Here is a 24854-nt window from a genome sequence, read left to right on the forward strand (position 1 = left end):
GAATATTTCAGCACCGTACATCTATGTGTGCACCAGGATGCGGGTGCGGAAGGCAAAACTCCTCCCCAAGGAGGAGTACATGCGGATGCTCAACATGAGCGTTGCCGAGATCACCCGTATCATTGAGGAGACCGAATACAAGCAGGAAATCGACGAACTCGGGACGACCTTCAAGGGCATGGACCTCATGGAAGTCGCCCTGAGCTGGAACCTGGCCAAGGAATACCAGAAGATCCAGGAGATCACCCCGGGCACGCTCAAAAGCTTTACCCAGGCATACCTCCGCCGCTGGGACATCCAGAATGTCTTAACGATTCTCCGCGGCAAGGTGCAGGGTGAGAAGTCGGGCAAGATCAAGGAGATCCTGATCCCCGCCGGCAGCCTGGACAAGGTTGTGCTGGACCGGCTGCTTGCCGAGGACAGCAATGACCGGATTATCGAACTCTTAAAAGATCACCGGATGTATGCGGTGCTTGCACGGGAATACCCCGATGCCAAGGAGACCGGGTCCTTCTCCCGTATGGAGAACGAACTGTACAAGCAGTTCTACGCGGAGATCCTCGGCGATGCAAAGGCCGGGATCAAGGGCGGGGCATCGTTTTTGTCCTACATCCAGCTGGAGATCGATATCAAGAACGTGAAGACCCTCTTCCGGCTCCGTGCGGATGCACAGGCCGATGACGTGCGGGACATGTTCATTGCCGGGGGAACCCTCTCGGTCGTGGATTTTTCGAGCCTGCATGCCATCAGGGATCTGAACGAATTCATCGACCAGCTCAAGGCAAATGTCAGAAACGACTCACTCCACACGCTGCTTGACGAGATGAAAGGCAAGAAGGCCATGCACGATATCGAGGTCAGGCTGACCCGCGTGCAGCTCGAGCAGATGGAGAAGATGAGCAAGCGCAACCCGTTCTCGGTTCACCCGGTCCTCGTCTATCTCGAGAAGAAGAAGTACGAGGTCTTCAACCTGCGGGCGCTCGCCCGCGGCAAGGAGTCGAAGCTGCCATCCGAGAAGATCGCGGAATACCTGGTGATGTAAATGGAGATCGCAGTAATCGGCAACAGTGAGTTCATTCTCGGGTTCCGGCTCGCAGGCATCCGCAAGACCTACGCAGCAGAGAACGAAGAGAAACTGAACGAGCACATCACTACGGTGCTGCAGGACAGCGAAGTCGGGATCCTCGTGCTCAACAGCAGTGACATGGATAAGATCCCAAGAAGGCTCCGCGCAACGCTTGAAAATTCCGTCAAGCCGACCGTGATTGCGATCGGCGGCGAGGAAGAGGGCGGGCTGTCCATGCGGGAGAGAATCAAGAGATCGGTGGGTGTTGATCTGTGGAAGTAAAAGGCAAACAAGCACAAGAACAGAAACAAGGGGTCCTGAAGAGGATCGCCGGCCCTGTCGTTACGGCAGTCAACCTTGATGCCCACATGTACGATGTGGTGAAGGTCGGCAAAGAACAGCTGATGGGAGAAGTCATCAAGATCCAGGGTGATAATGTCATCATCCAGGTATACGAGGATACAACGGGTATCCGCCCGGGCGAACCGGTCACGAATACCGGTCTCTCGCTCTCCGTGGAACTCGGCCCGGGTCTCCTGACCAGTATCTACGATGGTATCCAGCGCCCGCTGGAAGTGCTCGTCAACAAGATGGGCAACTTCATCCAGCGTGGTGTCACGGCACCAGGACTTTCCCATGACAAGAAGTGGACCTTCAAGCCGCTCGTTAAGGCCGGCGACAAGGTTGAACCGGGTGCGATCCTCGGCGAAGTTCAGGAAACGAACATCGTCCACAAGATCATGCTCCCACCCAATGCAAAGGCAGGCGTTGTCAAGACCATCAAGAGCGGTGACTTCACCATCGACGAGATCATCTATGTTCTCGACGACGGGCGCGAGTACCCGATGATCCAGCGCTGGCCGGTCCGTGTCCCCCGCCCCGTGCGTGAGAAGAAGAACCCGACAATCCCCCTGATCACCGGTCAGCGGATTCTCGACGGTCTCTTCCCGATCGCGAAAGGAGGCACTGCCGCAATTCCCGGCCCGTTCGGGAGCGGCAAGACCGTTACCCAGCAGCAGCTGGCCAAGTGGTCGGATGCTGAGATCGTGGTCTACATCGGCTGCGGAGAACGCGGCAACGAGATGACGGAAGTTCTTACGGAGTTCCCGAGTCTTGAGGACCCGAAGTCCGGAAAGCCCTTGATGGAGCGGACGGTGCTCATTGCAAACACCTCCAACATGCCGGTGGCAGCCCGTGAAGCATCGGTGTACACCGGTATCACCATCGCGGAATACTTCCGTGATATGGGATACGATGTCTCGCTGATGGCAGACTCGACCTCCCGCTGGGCAGAAGCCATGCGTGAGATCTCAAGCCGTCTTGAAGAGATGCCTGGTGAAGAAGGATACCCGGCATACCTCGCAGCCCGGCTCTCGGAGTTCTACGAGCGTGCGGGTCTTGTCGAGACCCTGAACGGAAAATCCGGTTCGGTCTCGGTTATCGGTGCAGTCTCACCACCTGGTGGCGACTTCTCGGAGCCGGTCACCCAGAACACCCTGCGTATCGTCAAGGTCTTCTGGGCACTGGATGCAAAGCTCTCCCAGCGCCGGCACTTCCCGGCCATCAACTGGCTGAACTCCTACTCCCTGTATCTCGATGCCCTTCACGACTACTATGACCGTGAAGTCGCACCCGACTGGAACAAGACCCGGTCCTGGGCCATGGAAGTCCTCCAGAAAGAGGCAGAACTCCAGGAGATCGTGCAGCTCGTCGGTTCCGATGCGCTGCCTGAGTCAGAGCAGGTGACCATCGAAGTTGCCCGTATGATCCGTGAGATCTTCCTCCAGCAGAACGCATACGACGCAGTCGACACGTTCTGTGACATGAAGAAACAGTACGACATGATGAAGGCGATCAAGCTCTTCGCAGACTATGCCTATGCGGCACAGCTCGCTGGTGTCAGCCCTGCGCAGATCCTTTCGGTCAAGTCGAAGAACGAACTGCCCCAGATCAAGTTCATCAAGGACTACAAGCCCGAACTCGCGAAGATCGAGAAGGATATGGACGCTGAGTTCAACACACTGAGGTCGGCAGCATGAAGGAATACAGGACGATCAACAAGATTGCCGGTCCGCTCGTCTTCGTAGAGAAGACCGAACCTATCGCGTACCAGGAACTCGTAAACGTGGTCCTTGCCGATGGCACGATCAAGCGTGGCCAGGTACTGGATACGAGCGATGAACTGGTCGTTGTCCAGATCTTCGAGACCACAACCGGTATTGGTAAGGACAGCGGCGTCCGGTTCACCGGAGAGACCATCAAGATGCCGGTTGGCAAGGAGATGCTCGGCCGTATCCTGTCCGGTGGCGGTAAGCCCATCGACGGCGGCCCGGAGATTGTTCCGGAGAAACGCCTCGACATCACCGGTGCTGCAATCAACCCGTATGCCCGGGGTATGCCGGCGGATTTCATCCAGACCGGTATCTCGACCATCGACGGGACCAACACCCTTGTCCGTGGCCAGAAGCTCCCGATCTTCTCGGCAGCAGGTCTGCCGCACAACAATGTTGCGCTCCAGATTGCCCGCCAGGCAAAGGTGCCCGGCTCGACCGAGAATTTCGCCGTGGTCTTCGCTGCCATGGGTATCACCAAGGAAGAAGCGAACTACTTCATGGCCGATTTCGAGCGCACCGGTGCTCTCGAGCGTGCCGTTGTCTTCCTCAACCTTGCGGATGACCCGGCGGTCGAGCGTATCATCACGCCCCGTCTCGCCCTCACCACTGCAGAATACCTTGCCTTCGAGCTCGGTATGCACGTGCTGGTTATCCTGACGGATATGACCAACTATTGTGAAGCGCTCCGCCAGATCGGTGCAGCCCGTGAAGAGGTGCCCGGTCGCCGTGGCTACCCGGGGTACATGTACACGGATCTCGCCTCGCTCTACGAGCGTGCCGGTATGATCAAAGGACTGAAGGGTTCTGTTACCCAGATCCCGATCCTGACCATGCCCGGTGACGATATCACCCACCCGATCCCTGACCTGACCGGTTACATTACCGAAGGCCAGATCGTGGTCAGCCGTGAACTGCACCGCAAAGGTATCTACCCGCCCATCAACGTGCTGCCCTCGCTGTCCCGTCTGATGAACCTCGGTATCGGCAAGGGGAAAACGCGTGAGGACCACAAGAAGGTCTCCGACCAGATGTACGCAGGATACGCAGAAGGCAATGACCTCCGCGGCCTCGTGGCCATCGTGGGTAAGGACGCCCTCTCCGAGCGCGACCGCCTGCTCCTGGAGTTCGCGGATCTCTTCGAGAACCGCTTTGTCCGCCAGGGATATGACGAGGACCGCACCATCGAGGACACCCTGAACATCGGATGGGATATCCTCTCGACGCTGCCGGTTGAGCAGCTGACCCGTATCGACCGTGAGCTGATCAACAAGTACCACCCCAAGATCAAAGCCGGTGCAAAGAAGGAGTAATCATCCATGGCGCTGCGCGATATCAAGCCAACCCGTTCGGAACTGATCGACCTGAAAAGGAAGATCAAGCTCTCCGAGCGCGGCTATAAGATCCTCAAGATGAAGCGCGATGGACTGATCATGGAATTTTTCAAGGTGCTTGCCAATGCAAAGGACTGCAAAGGCGAACTCCTCGTGAAATATGACCGCGCCGCCGAGATGATGGCGCTCGCGAACACGGTTGAAGGCGCAATCGGGGTGAAATCAGCGGCATTCTCCGTCAAGGAAGTGCCCCAGATCACCTTAAAGAGCAAGAACATCATGGGTGTCGTCGTGCCCCAGATCGAGTCTTCGAAAGTCAGAAAGACGCTCGCTGATCGTGGCTATGGTGTCCTCGGGACATCCACCGTCATCGACGAGACTGCCTCATCATTTGAGGAGCTTGTCGAAGCGATCATCATGAGTGCCGAGATCGAGACCACGATGAAACGCCTGCTCGATGAGATCGAGAAGACCAAGCGCCGTGTTAACGCGCTGGAGTTCAAGGTGATCCCGGAACTCACGGAAGCCCGGGACTTCATCAAGATGCGTCTCGATGAAATGGAACGCGAAGAGCTCTTCCGGATGAAGAGAACCAAATCCCGGAATACCGCATAATTTTTTAAAAAAAGGTGTATCGATGCCGATTGGAACGATCAAGGACCTGGGCGCTGAGGGAAAGACAGTTCTCCTCCGGCTTGACCTCAATTCCCCCATCGATCCCACGTCCAACCTTATTCTCGATGACAAGCGCTTCAGGGAACACCTCCCGACCATCCGTGCCCTGGAATCCAGCCGGGTCGTGATCATCACCCACCAGAGCAGGCCCGGAAAGAAGGATTTCACCACGCTTGAGGCCCATGCAGAGAAACTTGAACAGCTGCTGGGTAAGCCGGTTACGTACGTTGACAGCATCTTCGGGCGCCATGCCCGCGAGACGGTGAACGCGATGAAGATCGGTGAGGTGGTGATGCTGGAGAATGTCCGGTTCAATGCAGAGGAGAACCTGACGCTCAAGCCTGAAGAAGCGAAGAAGATCCATCTTATCCGGAAACTCTCGTCCATGGGGGACGTGTTTGTCAACGACGCGTTTGGTACTGCCCACCGGTCGCAGCCAACCGTTGTCGGCCTGCCTCTTGCGATGAGGTCAGCAGGAGGTCTCCTTATGGAAAAGGAGGTCTCAACGCTCTCAAAAGTCTTCTCCGGCGCTCCCCGTCCTGTCTGCATGGTGCTCGGCGGCACGAAGGTGGATGATTCCATCGACGTTGCCCGGCACGTGCTGGACAATGGCATCGCCGACCAGGTCATCGTCATCGGCGTTGTGGCGAATGTCTTCCTGATCGCGGCCGGGTATAATATCGGCAAACCCTCTGCGCAGCTGATTGCCCATCTCAAGTACCAGCCGGAGATCGAGAAGGCAAAAGAGATCCTCTCCCGCCACCGCGACCGCGTCGTGATGCCGGAGTCCGTTGCCGTCCGGCAGGATAACCGCCGCGTTGAATACGCAGTTGGTAAGATTCCCGAAGATGCGCCGGTGCTCGATCTTGGCATGGATGCGCTTGCCTCGATGGTTCAGGATCTCAAAAAGGCAGGGACTGTTGTCTTCAATGGCCCGGCCGGTGTCTTTGAGGATGCCGACTTTGCCACCGGCACCTTCGAACTCCTCCGGGCCGCTGCAAAGGTTGAATTCTCGGTTGTCGGTGGCGGGCATACGGCAGCCGTCATCGAGAAACTGGGTATTGAGAATGAGTTCACCCACATCTCCACCGGTGGCGGGGCCTGCATCGAGTTTTTGACCGGCAAGAAACTGCCCGCGGTCGATGCACTCGAGCAGTCAAAAAAGATCTTTGGATAATTATCTCATCTTTTTTTCAGGATGTTTACCGAAAAGATGATCATTGCGATCGTGATCCCGGTTGAAATGCGGAACCGGATCCATCTGACTTTGCTGTAAACGATACGGGCACTACTCCTTTCTCAGCACTGCCGCCCGGTTCACAAAGTACCAGAACCGGTCCACCTGCCGGAACCCGGCCTCCTCCGCCAGCGCAAGGTTCTCCCGAAACTCCCTGCCGGAGACAATGAACGGGGGCTCGGTGTAAATGTATGTCCCGCCCGGCTTCATGAGGGTGAATAGTTCCCGGAACAGCTTTTCCGGATCCGGTACTTCGTGTACAACAAAGATGGTGAACACGGCATCGAAGGTCCCGTGCAGCTCGTTTGGCAGGCCGATGGAGTCCGGCTTGCACTGGTGCGTCCTGATACGCGACATCAGCTCTTCAGGCTCCAGCTTTTTTTTGAGGATGTCGAGCATCTCTTCCTGGAGATCGACAGACCAGACCTGCCCGATCTCACCGACGCGCTGTGCAAACTCGCGGGAGAAAAAACCCGGCCCACAGCCAAAGTCGAGCACCCGGTCCCCGTATTTCACGTACCGCTCCGCGAGCCGTTCGGGGCGATAGATCATGCGGCGGAGGGGCGTGTCGAGGTGAGCGGCATTCTTTGCGGAGAAGACCTCGTGGTGGTGATGGGGGTTGGATTCTCTACCTGATGCCATAGAGACCTGTTGGAAAAGTGTGGGGATAACTGTTCTCCTGGATAAACGAACTCCTGAAAAGGTACTGGCCGGTTCGTCCGAAACCAAACATCGTATCCTTCTCATCGGCTCCGATCCTGAACCCGTCACCCTATAGATCGGCAGGATATTGCCCGTGGTTGATGCCCCCGGGCAGTAAAAAAAGAATGGTGGAGACTATCAATCTTTTTTCAGCATCGTGTCCATCATGATGCCGGTAAGGAAGTTCTCCTGCCGCTTCCGCTTCACGACAGATGTCGGCTCTGATACTCGCTGGGAGATGGTGACGATCTCATCAGCTGTGCCGACCTGCAGAACCGGAATTTCTGCCCTGTTCCTCCGTGCCCGCATGGTGGAAAGCACAGCAAACGAGAACCCGAGTGCCGTGAACATGAACAGGCAGATGGCAAAGAGCGTGGTGATGCCAAGGATCAGGCCGAAGCGTGTCTCCTGCATAAAGCCCCAGATGCCGACGATGAACAGCACCCAGAAGATAACCACTGCGATCCGGGTGGATTCAACAGGACTGGAAAGGCTGTGTTCGCGTTTCGATTCGTCACCTGCCGGGAACCGGTCGATCATCCTGCCCAGGGCAATGAGTGCAATGCTGCACCCTACTGCAAACACCCCGACAACCGGCAGGAGTAACAAAAGTATTTCGTTCATGACGCTCACCTCACGATATTCTCCCTTTAATCGCCGCGCTATAAAAAGTACTCCATATGAATTACCTAAAGAATACGTTTGAAAATTTTGTATTACTTAAAGAATATTCGGGGCAATTAATAGCCTATTTATAGTATTTTACCCTAGTTTCTAGGGAATGGCAGAAAAAATACCGGCGACCCGCGGGGAACGCGTTGCGATCTCGTATAAAATGCCCCCCAATATCTATGAGAAGGTCAATAAACTCGTTTACGAGGAAAAGAAGTTCTCTACGGTCTCCGACTGCATCACGCAAGCTTTATTAGCCTTCGTCGATAATCACCACGATATGGGACAGTTCAGGGAGCTGTTCAAGGACTACATGTCATCAGATGAGGGTCGGGAACTCATGAAAAACATGATGAAAGAAGTCCTGCTGGATGTGTTATCCAACCAGAAAATTGAACCAAAAGATTCCAAGGGTAATTCATAGGTAACATACTTCCATCTCTTCTTTTAGCCCCCCTTTAGCCTGTCATATGGACAAATCCTGGAAATCTGGTGCTTACCATGCAGATACGGATTATTGCTGTCGGCAGGATCAAGGAAAAGTTCCTGCAGGACGGGATCGCGGAATATGAAAAACGTCTCCGCTCATATGCGAAAGTGCAGGTCATTGAGATCCCGGAGGAGAAACGCCCCGCCTCTTCGTCTTCTCCTGGAGGACGTATTGCCATGGAAAAGGAAGGGGAACGGATCCTTTCTGCCATTCCAGACGGCTCGTTCGTGATTGCCCTTGACATTCAGGGGAAGGACTGGTCGAGTATTGCCCTTGCCGAGGCCCTGTCACGCTGGGAGATGGATGGCCGGAACCAGATTGCGTTTCTTATCGGGGGAGACCTGGGCCTCGCGCCTGCCGTACTCGCCCGGAGTGATCTACGGCTCTCCCTCTCGCGCATGACCTTCACTCATCCGATTGCCCGGTTCCTCATCATGGAGCAGATCTACCGGGCATTCCGGATCAAGAGCGGGGAGCCGTATCATAAATAGCTCCCGGGGATCGTCGCGGTTCCCGCACATTTGTTCCTTACCCTTCCCCTGACCAGTTCATTTCTTATTTTCACACCTCACATAGTAGTGGCATGACTCTGATCCAGGTAAAGGTGAACCGGTCATGAGCGGGGATTGTGCCCCGTCTCTCATGAGCCGGTTAAAAGAATCGTTCCGGGACTCTTCCGGAGAGATTGTATTTGGCATGTCCGATGGCACGGTCTCAATTTTCGGGCTGGTTGCCGGTATGGTGGCCAGTGCCCAGTCAGGTAACATTGTTTTCCTTGCCGGGGCCACAGCGGCCGTTGCGGCAACGGTATCGATGATGGCCGGTGTCTTCCTCGATCTTGAATCCGAGCAGGACACGGCCCGGGTCGAGTCAAAGCAGCGGGAAGCCGAGATCAGATGCGATCCCGATGGTGCAGTGAACAAGCTGATCAGCGATCTCCAGGGCACCGGCCTGAGTGCAGCGAGCCTTGACGGGATTCGTGCGGATTTCCAGAAGAACCCGCTCGCCATTCAGAAGTTTGAGGATGCCGTGTGCAATGAGGAAGAGGCCCCGGCACAGAAGATCCCGATCTATATCCATGCCTGCTGGATGGGAATTGCAGACTTCATCGCGGCCATGATCCCGGTGATCCCCTTTGCATTTCTGCCCCTTGAACAGGCAAAGATTGCCTGTATCGCAGGTACGGCAACAATCCTGTTCCTCCTCGGTCTTGGTCGTGCCCGGCTCGGCCAGCGCCCGGTCTTCCGGACCGTGCTGGAGACCATGGCGATCGCGACTGCGGCAGGTATCGCCGGTGTTATCTTCGGCATGCTGTTCAGCTGAAGATAACCGGGGAGAATTCCTCCCATTCTTTTTTCGTTCAGGTCCCGGAGCATGAACTGACGGGATTCACCAGGTTCCGGACCGTTCCGGATCCGGCATACCTGCATGGCCGGGAGAGAACTGGTCTTTCCGGGGAGAGCCAAACGATATTCTTTTATTTGCTCCCACAAATGTAGTCACTAGGCGCACCTGTGGTCATCGAGATCCTTTCATATAAAACCAGCATCCTCAATCCGCTGTTAAAGTTCCTCGTCATCATCATGTTTGCCATCGGGACCTGGTATTTTTACCAGGCCTGGAAGAAGTACGGGGGGAACCTGAAGATCATAGTCGGGGCTCTGACGTGCGGGGGTATTGCAGCATGTATTGGTGCCTCCGCCCGTTTCCTGGGTGATTTCCTGGTACAGTTCAAATGGATCGAGAGCACCGGTGCTATCCTCTTTGCCCTGGTCAGTCTCCTTGTTGCCTGGCTGGTCTATACGAAACTATCAGAGATTGCAGAAGCATTCGGGCTCAAGGGGGGGAAATAAATGATCGATCTCCTCGATTACACCACCAGCCCCCTCGTCCTTATCCTGAAAATTATAGCCCCGCTCATTTTCCTTGTGGTACTGGGATGTTATGTTTTTACCCGGAGGTATTATTCGGAGAAGATCCGGGTATTCATCGATTCCCTGATCCTGTTTGCTCTCTTTGCCTTTGTTGCCGGCTGGCTCAGGATTTATGCTGACGGGACAGAATTCGGATTCACGAAAGAGTATTCCCTCAGATGGTTCCAGTCCGTTGGATATATTGCAGCTTCTGGCGCCTTCATGTATGCCGGATATACCCTGCTGCACTTGTTTGAGGAGGATAAACCATGACGGGATATATTGACCGCATCATGGGAATTCTCGAACCAAAGGTCGGCCATGCCCTTGCACAGTCCGCACTCCGGATCAAGTGCAAGAAACTGGGGATCACGCCGGATGGCATCACCGCAGAAACACTTCCCCTCCTCGCAGACGATCTCTTTGAACCGCTCAGCATCTTTGCCGGTGATGAGTTTGCACGATCCCTGACCATGCAGATCAAAGAACTCTCCTCTGAAGAACGTGATAAAACCGCACAGGCTGTCGTGAGTTAAGATACCCGTGGTTTCCGGTCGTCTGCGGGGGTATGTCTGCGGATCCGGTAACCCCCTTTTGGGACAACCAGTTCAAATCGTGCCCCTGCCCCGGGTATCCCGGTCTCACGGATCCCGATTCCTGTAATGGCGAGGATCTCCCGGACTAAAAACAGGCCAAGACCGGTGTTCTTGCCGTACCCTCGTTCGAAGATCCGCTCTTTCTCGTCAGCCCCGATTCCCACACCGTCATCTTCCCACAGGATAATGAGTCCGGTACCTGATTCACGGTGTGTCACACGGATTTCGTGCACGCCCCCGCCATGCCGGAGGGAATTATCAAAGAGATTGAAAAACACCTTCTCCAGCATAGGGTCCGCATATACCTCGAAATCATCGATATCCGCGTGGAACCGGACCGAATCTGGCACCATGGTTACAGGAAGGATGGATGCAATATCCTGCCAGCGGGACGCGGTGTTCCCGAGGTTCTGGTAAATGCGGCCAAACTCAATCTGCGACTGTATTTCCCTGCTTGCGGTCCCGATTTTCTCGATATATCCACTGATATCCAGAGAGATGCCCTTACGTCGGATCAGGGCAAGGTTACTGTCAATGATGCTGATCTTGTTCAGGATATCGTGGCGGGTGATGCTGGTGAGGAGACCGAGTTTCCTGTTTGCGGTGCGGAGCGCCTCATCTGCCATCACGCGGGAGGTGATGTCGAGGGCTGTCAGGGTCGCCCCCAGGGAAGGATCCTGGGGATTGAGCGGCGTTGAACTGAGAATAACCGTGATGACCGTACCGTCTTTCTTCTGCCACCGCGCTTCCGCACCTCCATTCTGTCTCTCTCCGGCAGCTCCCGGATCCATCTCTCCTTCCGGCAGGTATCCGCCAGCCTCAGGCCAGATTATGCGGAGATCCTTTCCTTCCAGTTCCTGTCGGGAATACCCGGTCATCGTACAGAACCGGTCGTTCAGCTCCGTCATGATCCGATCCCGGAGCACGGCGATACCGGTAGGTGCTGTCCGGACAATACTGTTCAACCGTTCCTTGTTTTTCCGGAGTACCTTCTCCTGCTCCCCCAGCTGCTCGTACTGCTGGCGGAGTTCTTCTTCCGTTGCAGCCAGTTCTTCGTATGCGACATTGAGCCGGGCCTCCGCTTTTTTCCGTTCGGTGATGTCCGATCCCATGGCAATGGTTGCAACGGGTGTTATCCCATCGGTATCATAGATGTTGGCCGAGTTCCAGATCACCGTCCGGACCTCCCCGTGGATCGTACGGATGGGAATCTCAACAGCCTCCCATTTCTCTCCGAAGAGCGCCCTGACCACGAGGTCAAGCGAGCTCGCCCGGGAATCCTCCGGGAAAAGAACATCAAAATCATGTCCCAGCACGTTCGTCTCGGAAAAACCGGTCAGTTTTTCAAATGCCTGGTTGAATCGGGTGATCTTCGAGTTGACATCCCAGGTAACAATCGGGTTGGGAGCATGCGTGATCAGGTTCGTCAGGTAGATATTCGTCTTCCGGAGCTGCTCATCGGCCTTTCTCCTGCCGACAAGCTGCTGGATGATATGTGCCAGCTCGATAAAGAGCGCCTCGGGATCGCCGCCTTTCTGGATATAGAAATCAGCCCCGTTGTTGAGGGCCTGGATCACGACTTCCTCCCTGCCCCGCCCGGTAAACAGGATAAAAGGCAGGTCGTTACCCTGAGCGCGGAGGGTCTTCAACAGGGTGATGCCATCCATCCCCGGCATCTGGTAATCGCAGACAACAACATCGTAGGATGTTTTTTTCAGCAGTTCCAGCCCTGCCGTTGCTGATGTAACGGTATCGATGGTATACTCCCCGCTCACCTCGAGATACAGTTTACAGATCTCAAGGAGATCGGATTCATCGTCAATATACAGGACGTGGAGCATCAACAGACAGTACGTGCAGGAGAGATAATACCTTTATCCTTTTCCGGAAGGCGCCGGCGTTCCCGTCGCAGAAGAACCCTGTGACGGGTTTATCAATTAATTATTTATAATCTGATTACATTATATTAGGCTAATGTACCTTTCAGTTCCATGCAGGGAAATAAGGGCAACTCGGGTACGGTCCGCTTGTGGTAAGCGGATGCTTTTCTTCATCTGCTAGGTTCGGTCTCTTCCGATACTCCGGCAGGAAGTCAGTAATGTTTCGTGAACTTTGTGATAATTACGGTGGATTACATGAATACAAGCGTTGAAAACGAGAATGGCGAATGGTTCAATGCCCTGCCCCGCAGCGGGGGAGTCTATGATCTGGTATCTGCAGCCCAGACCAAGGCAGATACCGGGGAGCGGCTGCGTGCGGTCACGGCTCTTGGGAAGAGTGACGATCCCCGTGCGGTCCGTCCCCTGATGGACCTGCTTGACGATGCAGACCCGGAGGTCAGGTTGTCCGCAACAACTGCGCTTGGACTGCTGAAGAGCGGCCGCCCGGTGGACAGCCTGATCGGCCGGTTGAGGGACGCCGGAGAGAGGAGAGTAACCCGCGAACAGGCAGCTGTTGCGTTGTCTGCCATCCGGAGCACCGGAGCCCTCCGGGGACTCCGTGAGTTTGTTGCAGACGAATATGAGGATGCATCGCTCCGGTCGTTTGCTGGCGGACTTCTCCGCAGTACCGGGAGCTTGTGAGGGGCGGGAGATGTCCTGCCTCTGTCGTCCTGCACGGGGAGTCCGGGGCGGATATGCCCCTGCCATACTCTCCGGATACACCGGCTGAATAAGGAAATCCCACCTCCAGAATACAGGAGACCGGGATTGCACCCCCGCGATAAAAAAAGGATCAGTAATTCTCTATCCACAGTTCGAAGTATGCCTGCGGGTGATCGCAGGCCGGGCACTTCACCGGTGCGTTCTTGCCCTCGTGGACATATCCGCAGTTCCGGCAGTGCCATTTTGTCGGCATCTCGGATTTGAAGACGGTCTTGTTCACCAGGTTCTCATACAGTTTCGTGTACCGTGCTTCGTGGTTAGCTTCTACTTCGGCAATCTTCTCAAAGAGACGGGCGATCTCCTTGAATCCTTCTTTCTTTGCGGTGGCTGCAAAATCCGGGTAGAGTGTGCCCCACTCCATCTGCTCGCCCGCAGCTGCTGCCGCAAGGTTCTCTTTCGTGGTCCCGATGACCCCGGCCGGGTAGCCTGCCGTGATCGTTACCTCGCCTCCCTTGAGCTGCGCAAAGAAGAGCTTCGCGTGCTCCCGCTCGTTTGCCGCAGTGTCCTCGAAGACTGCCGCGATCTGCTCGTAACCTTCTTTCCGTGCAATGCTTGCAAAGAAACTGTACCGGTTCCGTGCCTGCGACTCACCGGCGAACGCGGCAAGCAGGTTCTGTTCCGTCTTGCTTCCTTTGAACTTCATGATCACTCTTGTGAGTGTTCTTTTTTTCAGGAGGGATATACCCAGCGGTCAATCCCGGCGGGTTCCGGATCCGTATCCTTGATAACGGGCAGCGTCCTAAGACTCACAAAGGTAGATCCTCATGAAGCGTCCCGGTCCGGCAATACTTGCGATTCTCCTCATCATTGTGGCCTTCGCATTGCTTGGTATAGCACAGTACGCAATCAGCACACCCCGACCAGGTTCCGGCAATATCACCTACGCACTGGACACTCCCCTGCCCGAACCCAGGTATTATACCGGCATCGATTTCGATACCCTGAAATCCAACGACCACCTGACGGTCATTCCGCTCAAAAGTTTCCGGCAGCAGGTGTCCAATTATACCTGCGGCCCGGTTGCGGCCATGACCGTGCTCTCCTATTACGGCATGCCTGCCAACAATACCGATGCCGATGAGGCGCGGATAGCACGGGAGATGGGGACCTCAGCGAATGGTACGAACCCGGAACAGATCGCATCCTGGTTCAACCGGAACGGCTGGAACGCCACATGGGGCACGGGCGGGTCCGGGCAGATGTTGCGGGATAATCTGAAGGCCGGCATTCCCACGATGGTAGAATGGATCGACTGGGGAGGCCACTGGGTTGTGGTCGTCGGCTACGACACCCGGGGCACGGAGACGGTCTGGGACGATGTAATCATCTGTGCAGATTCCGTTGACAGCCACGATGACCGAGTGGACGGAATAACGTACGCAAACTACGGGGAGTTCGATGCAATGTGGTTCGATGCCCATTACTTCCCGGAACATATGCAGAACCGTGCCTATGTGGTCGCGGTCCCGGCCTGATCTTTTTTTACCTGTGATCAGCCGCACGTTCAGGCTGACCTGGCAACAGCCCGGTATGCACCTTTCGGCACGGAGATCTCGAAAATGGCGCCCTTGCCATGGTACCCCACTTCACGGATCGATATTCCCGTGATGGCAAGGATCTCCCGTGCAAGGAAGAGCCCGAACCCCGTATGCTGGCCGAATCCTTTCTCGAAGATCTTCTGTTTCTCGTTAAGCGGGATCCCGACCCCGTTATCGGCAAACGTGATAACCAGTTCATTGCCTGCCTCTTTGCACCTGACCGTGATGGTTGTCACGCTCTTCCCGTACCTCATCGCATTGTCATAGAGGTTGAAGAACACCTTGTTGATCATCGGGTCTGCAAAGATCTCACAGGAATTGCAGGTGCAGTCAAGGGTGAGCAGCGGGGGCCTGGCATCCGCGATCACATCGCCAACCCGGAACCATGCCGGTGCCTGTGCTCCCATGTCCTGATAAGCCCTGGCAAAGTCGAACTGATGCTGGATCGTGTCAACCGCGGAGGAGATCTTATCGAGGAAGTCCGCAATGATTGGGTCGGGTTTCCTGAGTGCGGCAAGCTGCGTGTATCCCTGCACGACCGCAAGCTGGTTGGCGACATCATGCCGCGTGATACTGGTGAGGAGGTTCAGTTTACGGCTGCTCTCCCGGATCGCGTTCTGGAACCGTTTCATCTCGGTAACATCACGTGCGTTCCCCACGTACGAGAGCACCTGCTTCGTATCATCGATAACAGGGGAGATGGTCGAGGTATGGATCCGGATAGATCCGTCAGCATGGAGGACCCGGTACTCGATACCCGACTGTCGCTCGCCGGTTGCAACGACTTTCGCGAGAAATGCCCTGCACGCGGGGATATCGGCAGGATGAACAAAGTCCTGGAACGATCTGCCGGCCACATCGCCAGGGTTGTGCCCGAGAAACAGCGTCCAGCTCGGTGAGACGAATGTCAGGATTCCCTGAGCATTTATCGTATAGATGATATCATGGGTATTCTCCACCAGCAACCGGTATTTTGTCTCTGACCCCTGGAGCGCATCCTCCATCCGTTTCTGCTCCGTTATATCCCGGAGGGCCACGATATTTGCATCCTGGCCTTGGTACTGTATCCTGGTTCCCACCGATTCGACCCAGATCTCGCCCTTCTCTGAGGTATTCACCCGGTATCTCTGGATATTCCCGCCTTTGCCGGCATAGACATTCTGCAGGTCCTGGATTACCGTTTCCTGGAATTCCGACTGGATAAAATCAAGCACCCGGTTTCCGATGATCTGTTTCGAATCGGAAACGTTGAGCATGCGCAGGATACTGGGATTCACGTACAGGATCCTGCCGGTGAAGTCCTGGATAAGCACACCATCAAAGGCATAATCTGCCAGGACCCGGTAGAGTTCCTCGCTCTCCCTGAGTGCAGCCTCGATAGAAACCCGGTCGCTGATATCCATGATCACCCCGGAAAAGACCAGTTCGTTGCCGTGCCTGACCGGGCTCGATATGGCCCGGATCCAGAGGGTCTCCCCGGAGGGTTTGAGGAATCTCCCGGTGAACTCCCACGGTGTCGTGGATTTCACAGATTCATGAATCGAATCCATGAACCGGGATCGGTCGTCTGGATGGATGCGGTTCACAAACGCCCGGAATGAGCCTTCAGTATCCCCGCTCATCTCCCAGCCAAGGATCTTTCCTGCCTGCCCGTTCGCGTAATACATCCCCATACTGCCATCAGGCCGGACATAAAACTGGTATACAACTCCCGGGACCGTTGAGGTGATCTCTTCCAGCTGCTGCTGGCGGCGACGAAGTTCCTCATCGGCCGCGGTGACCTGGTGGTACGCGGCTATGAGTTCGGTCTCTGCCTGCTTGCGGGCAGTAATATCAGAAAACATCGCAACCATTGTACCGGGAGAGGTCTGGAATGCCGTTACGGAGTAGGCGCCATGGATCTTCTTGTTGTCGTAGCGAATGGTATCGGTCTGCCAGCTCCCGCCCTCTGCGGCAACCCTGCGGTAGTTTACGGGAATGTCCGTGGCGGCCAGATCGGGAAATGCGGCTTCGAACGTTTCACCGATAAGGCTCTCATGTTTTACGCCGAGTATTGCATCCGCACCGGGGTTTGAACCGGCAAAGACCAGCGCACCATCCGGTTTGAGGGTATAGAAATACATGCCGATCGGGGCATTTTCGATGATGTTCCGGTACTTCTTCTCGCTCTCCAGTCTCGTCTCTTCGGAACGTTTCTGCGTAATAATCGTCCAGAGCCCCTGCATCAGGAGAAGAATTTCATGAGCATCCTGATCGGTGTAATCCGTGGGTTTGTTTGCCACACCGGCCACGAGGACAATGTGACCGTTGTCGAAGACCGGCACGTTCATGTGCCGGAGAATCCGGGGATGGCCTTCCGGGTATCCCTTCTTCACCGGGTCCGGTGCCTCATAGTTGTTGGTGATGACTGCCTGGCGCTGCCGGACGGCTTCTCCCCAGAGACCGGTCTTTTCTGTTTTATACACGAGCGGCTTGTCCCGCATTGAGCATTCGGCCATGGCAGACGCTGACCAGGCGTACATGGCGAGTTCGCTCTCGTCATCATTGAGGAATGCAAGGTAGCAGAGAGGGCTGCCGGTAACGATTCCCGCCCCCTCAACAGCATAATCGAGGAGTTCTTTCTCGCTGTTCCGGGCCCGTTCATAGAACCCGATCATGTACGTGAGGCGTATCTCGCTCTCCCGGACCCGCCGCTCGCTGTCTGCCAGGTCATTGTATTGTTCCCGGAGTTCCTCCTCCGATGCGGCAAGCTGTTCGTTGGCGGCCCGGAGTTCTTTCTCACGTATTTTCTGTTCAGTGATGTCCCGGATCGATTCAATTGCGCCGGTGATCTTTCCCTCACGGCTATAGAATGGGCTGGCCTTTGCAAGGACGTGAATCGATCCCACCTTGGGAAGGGAGAGATCGGTTTCGGCAGAGATGGCGTGTCCCTCGCGCAGGACGGGGGAATAGACCGTGTCCATATTTCCATCCGGTTCCAGAATCATGTCAACAAGAGCCGGGCGCCGACTCCCGTAGAACGGCAGGGCATATTCATAATCTCCTTTCCCGAGCATATCTGCAGCTGCTATGCCGGTCATTGCCTCGATTGCCCGGTTCCATGCAATCACCCTCCCGTCCGAATCAATGGCAAAAGTAGCATCCGGGAGGAAGTTGATGAGATCGGTAAGACGCTGCTCGGAATCCAGGAGTGCAATCTCGGCCTGTCTCCTGCTGACCGCCTGCCGGATCTTGTGGACAAGTTCGGCGAACTGTGCCTTGGGATCGCCGCCTTTCTGGAGGTAGAAGTCAGCCCCGTTGTTGATCGCTTCGATAACGACCTCCTCACGCCCCCGGCCGGTGAAGAGGATGAACGGGATATTGCCAAAGGATCCCCGCACCCTTTTTAAAAATTCTATCCCATCCATCCCTGGCATCTGATAATCAGAGACAATGGCATCGAACTTGTGCTCTGCAAGTTCGGCAAGCCCCGCTTTTCCCGACGGAACCGGTGTGACACAAAAATCCCCCGTCTTCTCCAGGAAGATTTTTCCCAGTTCAAGGAGTCCCGGTTCATCGTCGACATAGAGGAGGGAAAGCATCACATGCTCCTGGGCAGGGCGACCAGCAAGAAGTTTAATGAAAGGAATTGACTGCATCAAATTTCAATGTTACGTGCCTACATACTGACAAGCCGGGCTTCACGTCATCGTCTTGTGCGGTGAGCAACAGGGTTTTATCACGATCGTGGCTGCATGCCCATGGGACACGTGATCCGGAAGAAAGGTTTCACGGGTTCATAGCCGGGAACCGGTAAGATCCGACCCTGACAGTCATTTCAGAAATTGTCAGATTATCCATGCTCACACCCCGGCCCCTGAAAAGAGAAGGAACGGGATCAGTCTTCCTGCTCGGTCTCCGGTCCCGTTTCAGGTTTTTGTTCCGACGGCGGTGTTGTTGTAACCTTCCACCAGAACCCTGCAACGCAGACAACGATCAGGACTACGAGCAGGACCAGGCTGAAGATATTTTCCGCCACGTTCGTTGTGATCGAGATATTCGTACGGGCAATATCATTGAATGTGCCGATCAGGAGTGCGACAATGAAGAAGAGGATAGATCCTGTAACAATGCCGAGGATCACTGCTGCTGCAAGACGAAGGGGATCCTGTGTTGTTGTCATCTGAACCATGTAGGGATATCAACGTCTCATGTATAAAAAAACCCGGTGATCTCCCCGCCCGGGAACCACCAGGTGAGAGGGGCAGCATGATAAGAGAATCCAGTCGGACATTTCAGGATATACGCATTATGACGAGAGAATCTGGCAGCGGGGGTATGCCCTTCCCGCACAATCCGGTAAAGAGAGATCGCGGAACTGAGCTCGATGAAAAGAAACCGCCCGGTTGGCATTGGTTATCGCTGGTCACTCGATCTTTTTTTACCCGTCGTGAACCGGTATCCCTCTTCGGGTACGATGATCTCGAATTGCACCCCCTCACCCGGCATTCCGTTTTCTGTTATCGTGATGCCGGTGATGGCGAGGATCTCGCGGGAGAGGAAGAGGCCGAGGCCGGTGTTCTTCCCGAACCCTTTCCGGAAGAGCTTCGTCTTTTCATCTGTCGATATGCCCACGCCGTTATCCCTGTAGGTAATGACCAGCCCCGCATCCGATTCGAGAGAAGAGAATGACATTGTCGTGACCCGTTCACCATGGCGGAGGGAGTTCTCCATGAGATTGAAGAACACCTTGACGATCAAGGGATCTGCAAAGATCTCAACACCCGGTACCGCAACCTGGACATCGATCGACCGGGTGTTGAGCTGTGTCTTTGCCTCCCGGATGACCAATCCTGCCTCCTGCCACTTTGGGGCATTGACCCCGATGTCCTGGTAATATTTCGTGAACTCGATCTGCCGCTGGATTGCTTCTGCTGCCTGTTCTTCCTTGTCGATGAATGCTTCGTATTTTGTCCCTTTGAGGTCCTCTTTGGAGAGTTCGAGGAACGTCCGGAGACCCATGATCTGGTTCAGGATATCGTGCCGCGTGATGGAGGAGAGCATGTTCAGTTTATTGAGGGCAGTTTTGAGGGTCTCATCGGTCTTCTTGCGCCCTGATATGTCCCGGATGATCCCCTCGGATCCCTGGAACTCCCCTGCTGGATTGGTATGCAGGCGGGCAGTCACCGATACCCAGAACGGCGTGCCGTCCCTTTTCACGAACTCCGCCTCCCAGTCCTGTACGCTTCCACCCTGGCGTTTCATGGCTTCGATCATCTGTGACCGTTCTTCCGGGTTCTTCCAGAGCGATGTGGCCGGACTGCCCAGTATCTCTGAAACGGTATTACACCCGAATGTGCGTGCAGCGGAAGGGCTCATCATGACCAGACGGCTGTCCTGATCGAACCGGAAATACACATCCTGGAGGTTCTCGAGGATGGTCCGGTACCGTTCCTCGCTCTCGCGGAGAGCGGCCTCTGCCTGCACCCGGGCAGTGATATCGCGGAACGTCACATACGCAGCCGGTCTTCCCTCCCAGATGCTGGGAACAGTCGTTACATCGACATCGATCGGGGTCCCGTCCAGCTTGAGGAACTGCTCACGAACCAGCTCAAGGGCCTTATCGGGTGCCTGCTGTACCCGTTCTGCGGTCCGTTCCCGGAACGCTGGTGCAACCATGTCAAGTGCGGATCTCCCGAGAAAGAGCGAGGGATCTTCGGAACCCAGGATCCGGGCAGCAGTCTGGTTGACATAGACGAGAATGCCCTTCTGGTGGATTGCAATACCATCGAACGAAGTCTCTACCAGCGACCGGTACTTCTGCTCGCTCTCCCGAAGCTCCCGTTCAGCCTTCTTGCGCTTGGAGATGTCCCGTGCCACATGGACGCTCCCGATAAGGTTTCCCCCGGGATCATACAACGGGTTTGTCGTCACGAGGAAGTCCCCGCCAAGAGTATCCTCATGTACTTCGGCGGAATGTTCCTGCCCGTCTTTCATAAGCAATGCGTGGGGGCAGAATGGGGGATGGGACGTTGTGTGGTGGACAACCTCGTAACATTTCAGGCCGACCGCCGTCTCCGGGGTTATTCCCAGGGTGTCTGCCATGGCCTTGTTGACCCTGATGATGTTGTGCTCTTTCCCGATGAGAGCGATCAGGTCAGGGACCGCATTGAAGGTGTTCTCCCACTCCTCTTTTGCCGTCACCAGTTCGTTCTTCTGGGCATCGACCCTGCCCGAGAGCCAGGTGACAACGACCGCGACGATGAGGTACACGACACAGCGGGCCGCCGCAGGAAGGAGATCCGGGCCTGTACCAGCCTGTACACCGGCCACCATCAGCAGGTAGAGTGCACAGAGGGTAACCGCAGCAGGAACCCCCCACCGGGGATAGAAGAATGCCGCGAGGATGATCGGGATATAGAACAGGTGCGGGAAGATGATGGATATCCCGGCAGCCAGCCCGTAAAGGTTTGCTGCAAGGGCAATGACAAACGTCAGGAAAATAAGGAATTGCGTGGCTCTCGGGTGTTCACGCAGCCGGGTGATGATGGGGGAGATCATGAAGGGACCATCTGCTCATACGGGAGTTCTTACGCTCTGCTTAGGTGTGCCGGATTAAAAATAGTATCGCGGAGGGCGTCGTGAAGATCCGGAATTACTCTGCACCATGGATCGCACTATCGTCTTTTCCGGGATAATCGGGCCGATGTCCCTGCCCCGTTATATAAGACGGAATCCCGCCTTTCTCACTCATACGAATGGGTCTTTGCAACTCAAAGATATAAGAAAATTCTTTGAACAGAAGTCAGATGAAATCGGTTTCAATGATGCAAATAAGAATTTTATCATGAGTCACGGAGTGAGTTCAATCAACTGGACTTCCTATAAACAGTTCTTGCCAGAGAATGTGTATGCTCGATATATGGACTGTTGGGGAATTGTCTCACTCACCTCTGAATGATATAAACTGAATTGTTGATTGTTGTTATAGGAAGACAACTCTCAACCCTATACTGGATTTGATATTTCCCATCTATTGGATCTTCAATAGCAGTTCGATCATATTCAAAAAATTGTTGGACTACTCCATTTGAAGATATATTTCTTATGTTAAAGGATCGATTCTCACATTTACGAAAATGGGGGGAAAAATCGTTACAAAATACTGTATCTACATGAACAGATTTTGCCGGAGAATCTCTGGTGTTGACAATTTTTATCGTAACATTATGGTGATTTGTTAACCCCATATTCATTTGAGAATCTCTATTCTCAACAACTGATACATTGATATTTTTGTCTTCTCCGTTTAAACAATTATCAGAGCATCCCGCTGCAAGCACAAATATTGCGATCACTAGACTGATGGGAATAATCTTAATTCGTGCAAAGGATAAACCCATTTTAGACCCTCTCTTGAGTATACAGAATTAGGTAAGACAATATATTTTTAGGTTCGTAAATTATTATGGGATATAAGAAGGAATTCATATTTGGTGTTACATCAGGTATGTTTTTTGGAATCTATCTGATAACGGGCCAAAACATAGATCCTGAAAGCCTTGCATTCACGATAGGAGATACGGTTAATAACGCAACTAAAACTGCCGTATCAAATCAAACACCAACCATGTGGGATCAATATCGTCCTTGGTTATTGTTAGCAAGTGCAATTTTTACGATAGCAGCGATATTATCCGTTATAAAACAGGGTTCTATTGCTATTGTCGTGGCCATTTTAGGGTTCATAGGAGCATTATTCCTAATATTATGTGCAAAAAGCACCAATTTTATGTGGATATCTCTTCCGTGTTTGATAGTGGGAGCAATTTTATCGAATTGAGTTCCAGAAGCAATTAAACAGATAGTAGATCGGTTAGTATGACATAAACAAATCCATACCAAGTCGATTCTGAATAATTTCGTTATAAATCATCCTGATTTTTTCTGGAGTATCATACCCCCCATTTCCGTTAATGAATTCTATGATTGAATAACCGTCTCGGGTGATAATGGGAAGGATCTTCTCAATTCGTGCACTCATTTGTAAGCCTGTATCTATCTACAAGGCTGATGGAGGCTATATCCTCTCAACTGAATCTAACAAGTTTATACCGTTGAATTTGAAAAAGGTCGGATCAAACATAACGGAAATACGAAATAACGAGTTTAAACCAACAGAAATTAGAAATAATCTCGCGCAAGAGTCAAAAACAGTCAAAAGAACGGGCCTGAAGGGATTTGAACCCTTGACCTGCGGATTAAGAGTCCGCCGCTATGCCGAACTAAGCTACAGACCCGCTTGTTGGGCTTACTAATGTGGTTGATAATTGCGAATAAATGTTTTGGCTGCATGCGGTTGGAATTCCTTAATATCGTGAAACGATACATCTTCTGTAACATGCCACAGGAAGCCCCGGTTGAGCAGCAGGGACCGGCAAAATACTGTATTTTCGGGTGCGGGACGAACGGTTACAACATCATTCTCGAACTCGCCAAGGAGCACGAGCGCGTGCTGGTCGTTGACCGGGACGAGGCAAGGGTCCAGAACCTCCGCGACCAGAAGTTCGATGCGTACCAGCGCGATATCGCATCCTCTGATATGCTCGCGGGGCTCCCCCAGTTCGAGATCGCGTTTGTCATGACCGGGGATGGCGACGCGAACCTTGCAGCGGTTCTTGCCATCAAGAAGCGGTACACCTCCGTCCAGATCGTTGTCCGGGCCATCGACCCGGTGAACGGCCAGAAGCTGACCGCTGCCGGGGCCGAGGTCGTTCTCTACCCGCAGGAAGTCGTGGCCCGCTCAGCCATCCTCCAGATCCGAAAGCAGCACTCAAGCCGGATATCCCAGCGCCTCTTCACCCTCATTGCCGGCTGGGAAGGGACGTTTGGCATCATCACCCACAAGAACCCGGACCCGGATGCGATCTCTTCTGCCATGGCGCTGGCCGAGATCGCAAAACAGGCAAACGGCAAGACCCTGGTCACCCGGATCTTTTACGAGGGCAATATCGGCCACCAGGAGAACCGCACGTTCGTCAACCTGCTCGATATCAAGATGGAGCACCTGACTCCCGAGGCGCTCCAGTCCTGTAATTTCCTTGCACTGGTGGATTGTTCGGGCCCGGGTGCCAACAACGACATCCCGCCCCAGACCAAGATCAACATCATCATCGACCACCACAAGGAGGGCAAGCACAGCGCGTCCCCGGGAAGTTTCATCGATATCCGCCCGGGTGTCGGGGCCACCGCGAGCATCATGACCCAGTACCTGCAGGAACTGGACGTGCCGGTCGACAAGCGGGTTGCCACAGCCCTGCTCTATGGTATCCGCACGGACACCAAGGAGTTCAAGCGCAATGTTACTCCGCAGGACCTCAGCTATGCGGGATTCCTCCTGCCGCTGACCGATGCCGACCTGCTCGACAAGATCATGTCGCCCTCAATGTCGCAGGAGACCCTTGACGTGATCGGCAAGGCTATCCACGAGCGGAAGGTCCAGAGCGGGTACCTCTTCGCCAACGTGGGGTACGTGATGAACCGCGATGCCCTGCCGCAGGCTGCCGAGCTCCTGATCACCCTGGAAGGCGTGAACACGGCGCTCGTGTACGGCATCACGGACAATGCGATCATCATCTCTGCCCGCAACCGCGACATCCGGCTCCACGTGGGTAACGCCCTTTCGGAAGCCTTCGGGGAGATGGGCGATGCGGGCGGTCACCCGAACATGGGGGCAGCCAGCCTCCCGCTCAACTACTTCTCCCGGGTGGAGAACAAGGCACAGCTCCTTGAGTTTGTGATCGAGCCGATCCTCCAGAAGTTCAAGAACCTTGTCGGTCTTGAGAACGAAGGAAAGAAGAATGGCGGACCGTAACCGG

The 24854-nt window shown here is 54.5% G+C and carries 24 protein-coding genes and 1 tRNA gene; 16 read left to right on the forward strand and 9 right to left on the reverse strand.

The genetic code is table 11. The annotated features are described in order from the left end of the window. The 6 genes from LUQ43_RS10765 to LUQ43_RS10790 form a co-directional block, all read left to right on the forward strand. On the forward strand, positions 1-1042 hold a 1042-nt coding region (locus tag LUQ43_RS10765), incomplete at its 5' end, for a V-type ATP synthase subunit C (RefSeq protein WP_363318515.1). Continuing rightward, positions 1043-1348, forward strand: a complete 306-nt coding sequence (locus LUQ43_RS10770) for a V-type ATP synthase subunit F (protein WP_299967416.1) — start codon at positions 1043-1045, stop codon at positions 1346-1348. After that, positions 1339-3105, forward strand: a complete 1767-nt coding sequence (locus LUQ43_RS10775; RefSeq protein WP_299967419.1) for an ATP synthase subunit A — start codon at positions 1339-1341, stop codon at positions 3103-3105. Before LUQ43_RS10770 ends, LUQ43_RS10775 begins: the two co-directional genes overlap by 10 nt. Continuing rightward, on the forward strand, positions 3102-4490 hold the full coding sequence (locus LUQ43_RS10780; protein WP_299967422.1) for an ATP synthase subunit B: 1389 nt from the start codon (positions 3102-3104) through the stop codon (positions 4488-4490). The genes LUQ43_RS10775 and LUQ43_RS10780 overlap by 4 nt, the downstream gene beginning before the upstream one ends. Positions 4491-4496: 6 nt before the next feature. Then, positions 4497-5126 carry a V-type ATP synthase subunit D gene (locus LUQ43_RS10785; RefSeq protein ID WP_299967425.1) on the forward strand — a complete coding sequence of 210 codons (630 nt, stop codon included), beginning with the start codon at positions 4497-4499 and terminating at the stop codon, positions 5124-5126. A gap of 22 nt (positions 5127-5148) precedes the next feature. Continuing rightward, a complete protein-coding gene (locus LUQ43_RS10790; RefSeq protein WP_299967427.1) occupies positions 5149-6363 on the forward strand; it encodes a phosphoglycerate kinase in 1215 nt (404 codons plus the stop codon). A gap of 111 nt (positions 6364-6474) precedes the next feature. Here the strand turns inward: LUQ43_RS10790 and LUQ43_RS10795 are convergent, their stop codons facing one another. Continuing rightward, entirely contained in the window at positions 6475-7065 is a 591-nt protein-coding gene (locus LUQ43_RS10795) for a class I SAM-dependent methyltransferase (protein ID WP_299967430.1), read from the reverse strand. 198 nt (positions 7066-7263) lie between these two features. Further along, positions 7264-7749 (reverse strand): hypothetical protein, encoded by a 486-nt coding sequence (locus LUQ43_RS10800; RefSeq protein ID WP_299967433.1) that lies wholly within the window; start codon positions 7747-7749, stop codon positions 7264-7266. Positions 7750-7906: 157 nt separating this feature from the next. Here LUQ43_RS10800 and LUQ43_RS10805 point away from each other — a divergent pair, with 157 nt between their 5' ends. The 6 genes from LUQ43_RS10805 (at position 7907) to LUQ43_RS10830 (ending at position 10736) form a co-directional block, all read left to right on the forward strand. Next, complete coding sequence (locus LUQ43_RS10805) at positions 7907-8221, forward strand: hypothetical protein (RefSeq protein WP_299967436.1); 315 nt, start codon at positions 7907-7909, stop codon at positions 8219-8221. A 77-nt stretch (positions 8222-8298) separates the two neighbouring features. Continuing rightward, positions 8299-8778 (forward strand): 23S rRNA (pseudouridine(1915)-N(3))-methyltransferase RlmH, encoded by a 480-nt coding sequence (rlmH, locus tag LUQ43_RS10810; RefSeq protein ID WP_299967439.1) that lies wholly within the window; start codon positions 8299-8301, stop codon positions 8776-8778. A 124-nt stretch (positions 8779-8902) separates the two neighbouring features. Beyond that, on the forward strand, positions 8903-9610 hold the full coding sequence (locus LUQ43_RS10815) for a VIT1/CCC1 transporter family protein (protein ID WP_299967442.1): 708 nt from the start codon (positions 8903-8905) through the stop codon (positions 9608-9610). Positions 9611-9801: 191 nt separating this feature from the next. Further along, positions 9802-10140 (forward strand): hypothetical protein, encoded by a 339-nt coding sequence (locus tag LUQ43_RS10820; protein ID WP_299967445.1) that lies wholly within the window; start codon positions 9802-9804, stop codon positions 10138-10140. Next, on the forward strand, positions 10141-10473 hold the full coding sequence (locus LUQ43_RS10825; protein WP_299967447.1) for a hypothetical protein: 333 nt from the start codon (positions 10141-10143) through the stop codon (positions 10471-10473). Next, a complete protein-coding gene (locus tag LUQ43_RS10830) occupies positions 10470-10736 on the forward strand; it encodes a hypothetical protein (RefSeq protein WP_299967450.1) in 267 nt (88 codons plus the stop codon). Before LUQ43_RS10825 ends, LUQ43_RS10830 begins: the two co-directional genes overlap by 4 nt. Here LUQ43_RS10830 and LUQ43_RS10835 read toward each other — a convergent pair. After that, positions 10733-12637 carry a PAS domain S-box protein gene (locus LUQ43_RS10835; protein ID WP_299967453.1) on the reverse strand — a complete coding sequence of 635 codons (1905 nt, stop codon included), beginning with the start codon at positions 12635-12637 and terminating at the stop codon, positions 10733-10735. The genes LUQ43_RS10830 and LUQ43_RS10835 overlap by 4 nt on opposite strands. A 294-nt stretch (positions 12638-12931) precedes the next feature. Here LUQ43_RS10835 and LUQ43_RS10840 point away from each other — a divergent pair, with 294 nt between their 5' ends. Beyond that, positions 12932-13378, forward strand: a complete 447-nt coding sequence (locus LUQ43_RS10840; RefSeq protein ID WP_299967455.1) for a HEAT repeat domain-containing protein — start codon at positions 12932-12934, stop codon at positions 13376-13378. 151 nt (positions 13379-13529) lie between these two features. On the opposite strand, the gene rbr is transcribed toward LUQ43_RS10840, so the two are convergent. Next, positions 13530-14102, reverse strand: a complete 573-nt coding sequence (gene rbr / locus LUQ43_RS10845) for a rubrerythrin (protein WP_299967458.1) — start codon at positions 14100-14102, stop codon at positions 13530-13532. A gap of 121 nt (positions 14103-14223) precedes the next feature. Between rbr and LUQ43_RS10850 the strand changes: the two genes are divergently transcribed. Continuing rightward, positions 14224-14934 (forward strand): C39 family peptidase, encoded by a 711-nt coding sequence (locus LUQ43_RS10850; protein WP_299967460.1) that lies wholly within the window; start codon positions 14224-14226, stop codon positions 14932-14934. A gap of 29 nt (positions 14935-14963) precedes the next feature. Here LUQ43_RS10850 and LUQ43_RS10855 read toward each other — a convergent pair whose 3' ends face one another. The 4 genes from LUQ43_RS10855 to LUQ43_RS10870 form a co-directional block, all read right to left on the reverse strand. After that, a complete protein-coding gene (locus LUQ43_RS10855) occupies positions 14964-18578 on the reverse strand; it encodes a PAS domain S-box protein (RefSeq protein WP_299967462.1) in 3615 nt (1204 codons plus the stop codon). 296 nt (positions 18579-18874) lie between these two features. Further along, positions 18875-19159 carry a hypothetical protein gene (locus tag LUQ43_RS10860; protein ID WP_299967464.1) on the reverse strand — a complete coding sequence of 95 codons (285 nt, stop codon included), beginning with the start codon at positions 19157-19159 and terminating at the stop codon, positions 18875-18877. Between the two features lie 233 nt (positions 19160-19392). Further along, entirely contained in the window at positions 19393-21537 is a 2145-nt protein-coding gene (locus LUQ43_RS10865; RefSeq protein WP_299967465.1) for a PAS domain-containing sensor histidine kinase, read from the reverse strand. A 386-nt stretch (positions 21538-21923) separates the two neighbouring features. Next, a complete protein-coding gene (locus LUQ43_RS10870) occupies positions 21924-22379 on the reverse strand; it encodes a hypothetical protein (protein ID WP_299967468.1) in 456 nt (151 codons plus the stop codon). A gap of 65 nt (positions 22380-22444) precedes the next feature. On the opposite strand from LUQ43_RS10870, the gene LUQ43_RS10875 reads away from it, so the two are divergent. Beyond that, positions 22445-22819 carry a hypothetical protein gene (locus LUQ43_RS10875; protein ID WP_299967471.1) on the forward strand — a complete coding sequence of 125 codons (375 nt, stop codon included), beginning with the start codon at positions 22445-22447 and terminating at the stop codon, positions 22817-22819. Positions 22820-23202: 383 nt separating this feature from the next. On the opposite strand, the gene LUQ43_RS10880 is transcribed toward LUQ43_RS10875, so the two are convergent. Further along, positions 23203-23276: transfer RNA gene (locus tag LUQ43_RS10880), tRNA-Lys, on the reverse strand. A 101-nt stretch (positions 23277-23377) separates the two neighbouring features. On the opposite strand from LUQ43_RS10880, the gene LUQ43_RS10885 reads away from it, so the two are divergent. Continuing rightward, positions 23378-24850 (forward strand): DHH family phosphoesterase, encoded by a 1473-nt coding sequence (locus LUQ43_RS10885; RefSeq protein WP_299967474.1) that lies wholly within the window; start codon positions 23378-23380, stop codon positions 24848-24850. Positions 24851-24854 lie beyond the last annotated feature (4 nt).

The sequence above is a fragment of the Methanoregula sp. genome (assembly GCF_028679125.1).
GTDB lineage: Archaea > Halobacteriota > Methanomicrobia > Methanomicrobiales > Methanospirillaceae > Methanoregula.